This window comes from Enhygromyxa salina (genome assembly GCF_000737335.2).
In the GTDB taxonomy this organism is placed as follows: Bacteria; Myxococcota_A; Polyangia; order Nannocystales; family Nannocystaceae; genus Plesiocystis; species Plesiocystis salina_C.
Genome location: NZ_JMCC02000135.1, coordinates 21,273 through 27,272, shown reverse-complemented (window position 1 = coordinate 27,272; position 6,000 = coordinate 21,273). Strand labels below are relative to the sequence as shown.

Here is a 6,000-nt window from a genome sequence, read left to right as displayed (position 1 = left end):
GCAGGAGATCGAACGCGAGGGCCGAGTCATCACAGAACAGCGAGACCACGCCTTGGTGGAGTGTGCTTGGCATCGTGACGCACCACCAAGGCAAGCGACGTGCCACGCTGATTCGTCAGTGATCTCGTGCGAACCACAAAAATTAGTGGCCCGCCAGCGGGACGGTGGCCCGCCAGCGGGCCACGTCGAGTGACCCGCCAGCGGGCCACCCGAGCAAGGCCGCAGAACGCCGCGCGCCCGGGACCACGACACTCAATGCTGTGCTCGTGGGGCGCCCCCCTCGCCGCGAAAGTGGCACCAACACCCGGGTTGCATCCTGCCGAACACCAGTCAAGCTCGACGTCGCGCGGAGGTCCAGGTGCAGCTGCGACCTCAGCCGCGAGCCCATCATGAGCCAGGACGCTCACATCAGCCCAACCATGGTCGTTGCGATGAGTCGATTCGTCGTCGCAAATCGGATGGGTGATCAGGTGAAGGCTGCGTTCCTCGATCGTCCACACCTCGTCGATCAGGTTCCAGGCTTCGTTCGCATGGAGGTGCTGATCCCCCACGACGAGCCGGAGGAATTTTGGTTGATGACGTGGTGGACCGACAAAGACAGCTTCTGGACCTGGCACCGCGGACATACCTTCGGCGAGTCGCACCGCGGAATTCCCAAGGGTCTCAAGCTCGTTCCCAGGCAGACCTCGCTCCGCATGTTCGACCAACTATGTCGTTGAGATGACCCCGACCTTCGAATCGGCGCGTCGCGTCGCGCTGTCTCGCGAGCTCCACGCGCGCGCAGAGAAGCTGGCGTTGGCGACCGTGGCCCTCCACTACGAGCGGGTGCCCGCGCTCGCGGTCCGCTACGGCCTCGCCGGGCGCGAGCGCTGCCTCGAGGACGCTCGCTACCACTTGTCGTACCTCCAGCAGGCGGTGGCCGCCGACAGCCGCGTCCTGTTCACGAGCTACGTCCAGTGGGGGCGCAGCATGCTCGAGAGCCGTGGCGTCCCGGTCTTTGACCTGACCATGAACCTTCGCTGTCTGATCGAGGTCCTCGAGCGCGAGACCGCGACGCAGGCGGCGGTCTCGACCGTACACGAAGCCCTGCTCGCGCTCGCGGGTCCGATCCCCGAGACCCCGACCATGCTCGAGGATGGCAACCCTCACGCCCCGCTCGCGCGCGAGTATCTGCGCTTGTTGTTGAGCTGGGAGCGGCGGGGTGCGTCGCAGCTGATCCTCGAGGCCGTCGCGGCGGGGGCCCCGATCCGAGACATGTACATGCACGTGTTTCAGCCCACACAATATGAGCTCGGGCGGCTGTGGCAGCTCAACGAGATCAGCATCGCGCAGGAGCACTACTGTACGGCGGCGACCCAGATGATCATGTCGCAGCTGTACCCGCAGTTGTTCGCCGAGCCCAAGTTTGGGCGCACCATGATCGTCAGCTGTGTCTCTGGCGAGCTCCACGAGCTCGGCGCGCGCATGGTCGCTGATCTGTTCGAGCTCGACGGTTGGGACACCGTTTACTTTGGGGCGAACACCCCGACGTCAGCCCTGCTCACCGCGATCAACCAACGCCAGCCGGTGCTGCTCGCGATCTCGGCCACGCTGACCGTTCATCTCGACCGGGTCCGCGAGCTGATCAACGCCGTGCGAGCCGATAGCCACGCAGCAAGCACGACGATCATGGTCGGTGGCAACTGCTTCAACCGCGACCCCGGGCTGCATCTGCGACTGGGCGCCGACGCCCACAGCGTTGACGCGAGCGCGGCGGTGGCCCTTGCCAACATGCTGGTAGAGGCGCCGTGACCCCAGTCAACGCGATCCTGATGTGCGACCTGGCGGGGATCGTGCGCGAAGTCGTGCGCGAGGCCCCGTTCTTGGATCTGAGCCGCGCACGAGGTCAGCCTCTCGTCGCGCTGCTCGACCCCGAGTCCACGCTGAAGGCCTGTGCGATGTTGGACGCGCTGCGGACCACGGGTTGGGCCGCGGACTGGGATTTGACAGCGAAGGTCTCCGACGCCCTCGTGGCGATCCGTGTGACCGGCGTGACCCGCGACGGGCGCTCGATGTTGATCGTGACCGCCCCCGACCACGATGGCCCCGACCTCGACCTCGAGAGCGAGTTCATGGACGCGAACCGCGAGCACGCGAACGCGCTGCGAGCCCTGCTGCGCGAGGGTGTTGGACGCAGGCGCGACGCCGCGTCACTCGAGCACCTGACGCGGCTCAACAACGAGATGGCCGTGGTCCAGCGCGATCTGGCCAAGAAGAACGCCGAGCTCGCCCGGATCAACGCGCAGAAGGACACGATCCTCGCGTTCGTGGCCCACGACCTTCGCACCCCGCTCGGGGCCGTGCTCGGGTTCACGAAGCTGATACATCGAGACCCAAATCAGCTGTCTGCGCGCCAAGTCAGGTTCCTCGACTCGATCTCCAGCATGACCAAGTTCATGGCCGAGATGGTCACGGATCTGCTCGAGATCTCGGCGCTCGAGTCCGGCAAGCTCGTCCTCGATCGCAAGCCGCTCGAGCTTGGGGAGCTCATCGCCCGCGCGATCGTGTTCAACGAGATGGTCGCCCGCGACAAAGGCATCTCGATCGCGATCGAGCGCGCCCGCGGTCCGGCTTGGGTCGAAGGCGACGCGAGCAAGCTCGAGCAGGTCATGAACAACTTGCTGTCCAACGCCATCAAGTACTCACACCCCGGGACTGGGGTCATGGTCATGGTCGAGAGCGACGCGAAGCACGTCTGCGTCGAGGTCCGGGATCGTGGTCAGGGCATCCCGCCCACCGAGCTCGACCATGTGTTCGAGGCGTTTCGCACGACCAGCGTCAAGGCCACGGCCGGCGAGAAGAGCACCGGGCTCGGCCTTGCGATCGTCAAGCGCATCGTCGAGGCCCACCAGGGCCGGATCTGGGTCGAGAGCGAGGTTGGGGTCGGGACCTCGTTTCGTGCCCAGTTTCCCAGCTGCGCGGCGCCGACCTGACACCGCGCTCGTGACTGCGTCGGCAGGCGGATCCATCCGCAGGGGGAGTTCGACGATGACCCCGCACGGCGAGGTCCACGGCGTCCGGCGACGCAACCGAGACCAGCACGGATGTCGACGATCCATCGGGCTGCTCACCAGGCCGGCCTTCACTTGGTTTGAACAACCTCACCCGCGCGGCAGCGCGTCGCGCATCGCCTGCGCGGTCTCGAAGCGATCTTCCTTGGCCTTGTTCAACGCCGTGAGCACGAACGTATCCCAGGCCGGCTCCAACCCCGGCCGCAGCGCGCTGGGTGGGATCGGCTGCTCGGTCGCCTGCGCCAGGCTGACCCCGATCGGCGTGTCCCCAGTAAACGGCGGACGCCCCGTGATCGCGTGATAGGTCAGGGCTCCCAGCGCGTACAGATCCGTGCGCCCGTCCAAGTTTCCGCCCTTGATCTGCTCCGGCGCCATGTATTCCGGCGTACCCAGCAGCATCCCGGTCGCGGTCATACCTTCCAGGTTGGCGACCCGCGCGAGCCCAAAGTCGATGATCTTCACCCGCTGATCCGGGGTCACGATCACGTTGGCCGGCTTGAGGTCCCGATGGATCACCCCTTGCGCGTGGGCGGCCGCGAGGCCCTCGCAGATCTCCGAGACGTACCCGCGCACGCGCTCGAGCGGCAGCACCGCGTGGCGACTGATCAGCTGGGCCAGGGACTGGCCCTCTACGTACTCCATCGACAAGAACAGGTGACCTTGATCCTCGCCGACGTCGTGGATCTTGACTACGTTGGCATGGCTGATCCGCCGGGCCGCGCTGGCCTCGCGCCGGAGCCGATCGCTGGCGCTTGGATCGAGCAGCGCCATGCCGTGCATGATCTTGAGCGCGACCCTTTCGGTCAGCCGCTCGTCGTTGGCCAGGTAGACCGCGCCCATGCCCCCATGACCAAGGTTGCGCTCGATCACGAAGCGATCCCCCAGGCGCTGACCGGGCTCGAGCGAGAACAAGGGCTTGGCCGGAGTGACTCGCGTTGCAGCAGCAGAGGCGCCGCCAGCCTCCGCCATCAGCCCCATCGCCTTGGTCGCGGCGTCACCGAGCTGCAGCTGATGCGATGCGAGCCGGTTGATCTTGGCGTTGAGCTCGAAGTCGACGCTACACACGATCGTCTCGAGATGTTGGACCCGGCCCTCGAGCTCCTTGATGTAGCCCTCTCGCGCGCTGGCGGCCGCGAGCATCTTTGGATCGCCTGCGTGGGTGCCCTGGTCGATCTTCGCCATCCGCTCTTTGTGCTTCATGGCCATCAAGCGCCACAGCGTGATCGAACCAAAGATGATAGCGAGGATGAAGACTGGAATCATGGCGGAGGTTGGTTTCAGCTCGGGCGCGGCTGCTGGCCCGCGAGAGACTTCAGACCGAGCCGGCCGGCGGTAGCTTGATCGCCAACACCTGTTCCGTCTGGGTCTTGCGGAACCCCAAGTAGCGGGCCCGCAGCTCGGGGTCGGATAGGCTCATGATCGCAACAGCCAACAGCGCCGCGTTCTTGGCCCCCGCCTTGCCGATCGCCAAGGTCCCGACCGGGATCCCGGAGGGCATCTGCGCTGTCGATAGCAGCGAGTCGAGGCCGTCGGTCGACCAGCCCTTCATGGGGATCCCCAGCACGGGCAGGTGCGTGTGGGCCGAGATCACCCCGGCGAGGTGGGCGGCCCCACCGGCGGCGCAGATGATCACCTGCAGCCCGCGACCAGCCGCGGCCTGCGCGTACTCACCCGCGGCGTCCGGGCTGCGGTGGGCCGAGAGCACGCGGGCCTCGTTGCCAACGCCAAGCTCGTCGAGGGTCAAAACCGTGTGTTGAACCGTTGGCCAGTCCGACTCGCTGCCCATCAAAATACCTACGCGGATTGCTGCCTTGTCGTTCATGTTCGTCACCGGACCGCCGCCGAGATTATGCGGCGGCCGACGCGACGGCAAGGCCGTGGTATGCCGGCGCCATGCAGCTGCACTCGGTCGAAGGCAACACGCAGAAGCTCGATGGCGGATCGATGTTTGGCAACTGTCCGCGCGTGCTGTGGGAGCGCTGGGCGCCCGCCGACGACAAGCACCGGATCGACCTCGCGTGCCGCTCGCTGCTGGTGCGCGACAAAGACCGCACGATCCTACTCGAGACCGGGATCGGGGCGTTCTTCGAGCCCAAGCTGCGCGAGCGCTACGGGGTCCAAGAGTCGGACCACGTGCTGCTGGCCTCGCTCGCGGCGCTTGGCGTCACACCGGAGCAGGTCGACGTGGTCGTGCTCTCGCACCTGCACTTCGATCACGCTGGCGGGCTGCTGCGCGCGTGGGCCCAGACCAACGGCGCGCTCGAGCTCGCGTTCCCGAACGCCGCCTACGTGGTCGGGCGCGAGGCGTGGGATCGGGCCCAGCATCCGCACCCCCGTGACCGCGCCAGCTTCATCCCGGGCCTGTGCGAGCTGCTAGAGGGCACCGGGCGACTCGAGCTCGTTGACGCCGAGTGCAGCGCGACGCTGGGGCCCGCGTTCTCGTTCTCATACTCGCAAGGGCACACGCCAGGTCTGATGCTGACCCGCGTCGACAGCCCGCGCGGTCCGGTGACCTTCATGGGTGACCTGATCCCCGGGGTGCCGTGGGTGCACCTGCCGATCACGATGGGCTACGACCGCTACCCCGAGCTGCTGATCGAAGAGAAGCAGACCATGCTCGAGCGGGTGGTCGCCGAGGATGGGTGGGCGTTCTTCACCCATGATCCAGCGGTCGCGGCCGCGAAGATCAACCGCGACGAGCGGGGCAAGTTCGGGGCCGGGGAGTCGCTCGCGCAGCTGGCCTGGGACGCGTGAGTACCCTGTCTCGGCGATTGCTGGCGATCGAAACTCGCAATTGCGGCGGTCTAGACAGGCGGGATGCGCCCCGCTGACCGTCGAGCCGGTCAGCGGAGCGGCCGCCCGCGTCCAGCCCGCCCCGCGGAGCGAAGCGACCAGACGCGAAGCGGCGGCTAGACCCGAATCAAGCGCTGCGCGCTCGACTCGGGCCTAC

At 66.8% G+C, this 6,000-nt stretch carries 6 protein-coding genes; 4 read left to right on the top strand and 2 right to left on the bottom strand.

The genetic code is table 11. The annotated features are described in order from the left end of the window. The first annotated feature begins 389 nt into the window (after positions 1-389). Genes DB30_RS36270 through DB30_RS36260 form a run of 3 tightly spaced genes read left to right on the top strand, consistent with a single transcriptional unit; the run spans position 390 to position 2,972 of the window. Positions 390-719, top strand: a complete 330-nt coding sequence (locus DB30_RS36270) for an antibiotic biosynthesis monooxygenase family protein (protein WP_205633143.1) — start codon at positions 390-392, stop codon at positions 717-719. A 1-nt stretch (position 720) separates the two neighbouring features. Further along, positions 721-1,791 carry a cobalamin B12-binding domain-containing protein gene (locus tag DB30_RS36265; RefSeq protein ID WP_052557900.1) on the top strand — a complete coding sequence of 357 codons (1,071 nt, stop codon included), beginning with the start codon at positions 721-723 and terminating at the stop codon, positions 1,789-1,791. Continuing rightward, the gene (locus DB30_RS36260; protein ID WP_052557898.1) at positions 1,788-2,972 is read left to right on the top strand and encodes a sensor histidine kinase; all 1,185 of its coding nucleotides are present in this window, start codon (positions 1,788-1,790) and stop codon (positions 2,970-2,972) included. The genes DB30_RS36265 and DB30_RS36260 overlap by 4 nt, the downstream gene beginning before the upstream one ends. A 168-nt stretch (positions 2,973-3,140) precedes the next feature. Here DB30_RS36260 and DB30_RS36255 read toward each other — a convergent pair whose 3' ends face one another. Both DB30_RS36255 and purE read right to left on the bottom strand, forming a co-directional pair. Then, the gene (locus DB30_RS36255; RefSeq protein ID WP_052557896.1) at positions 3,141-4,313 is read right to left on the bottom strand and encodes a serine/threonine-protein kinase; all 1,173 of its coding nucleotides are present in this window, start codon (positions 4,311-4,313) and stop codon (positions 3,141-3,143) included. A gap of 49 nt (positions 4,314-4,362) precedes the next feature. After that, positions 4,363-4,872, bottom strand: coding sequence for a 5-(carboxyamino)imidazole ribonucleotide mutase (purE, locus tag DB30_RS36250; RefSeq protein ID WP_146662212.1), 510 nt, complete (start codon positions 4,870-4,872; stop codon positions 4,363-4,365). 71 nt (positions 4,873-4,943) lie between these two features. Here purE and DB30_RS36245 point away from each other — a divergent pair, with 71 nt between their 5' ends. After that, a complete protein-coding gene (locus tag DB30_RS36245) occupies positions 4,944-5,804 on the top strand; it encodes an MBL fold metallo-hydrolase (RefSeq protein WP_052557894.1) in 861 nt (286 codons plus the stop codon). The last annotated feature ends 196 nt before the right edge of the window (positions 5,805-6,000 follow it).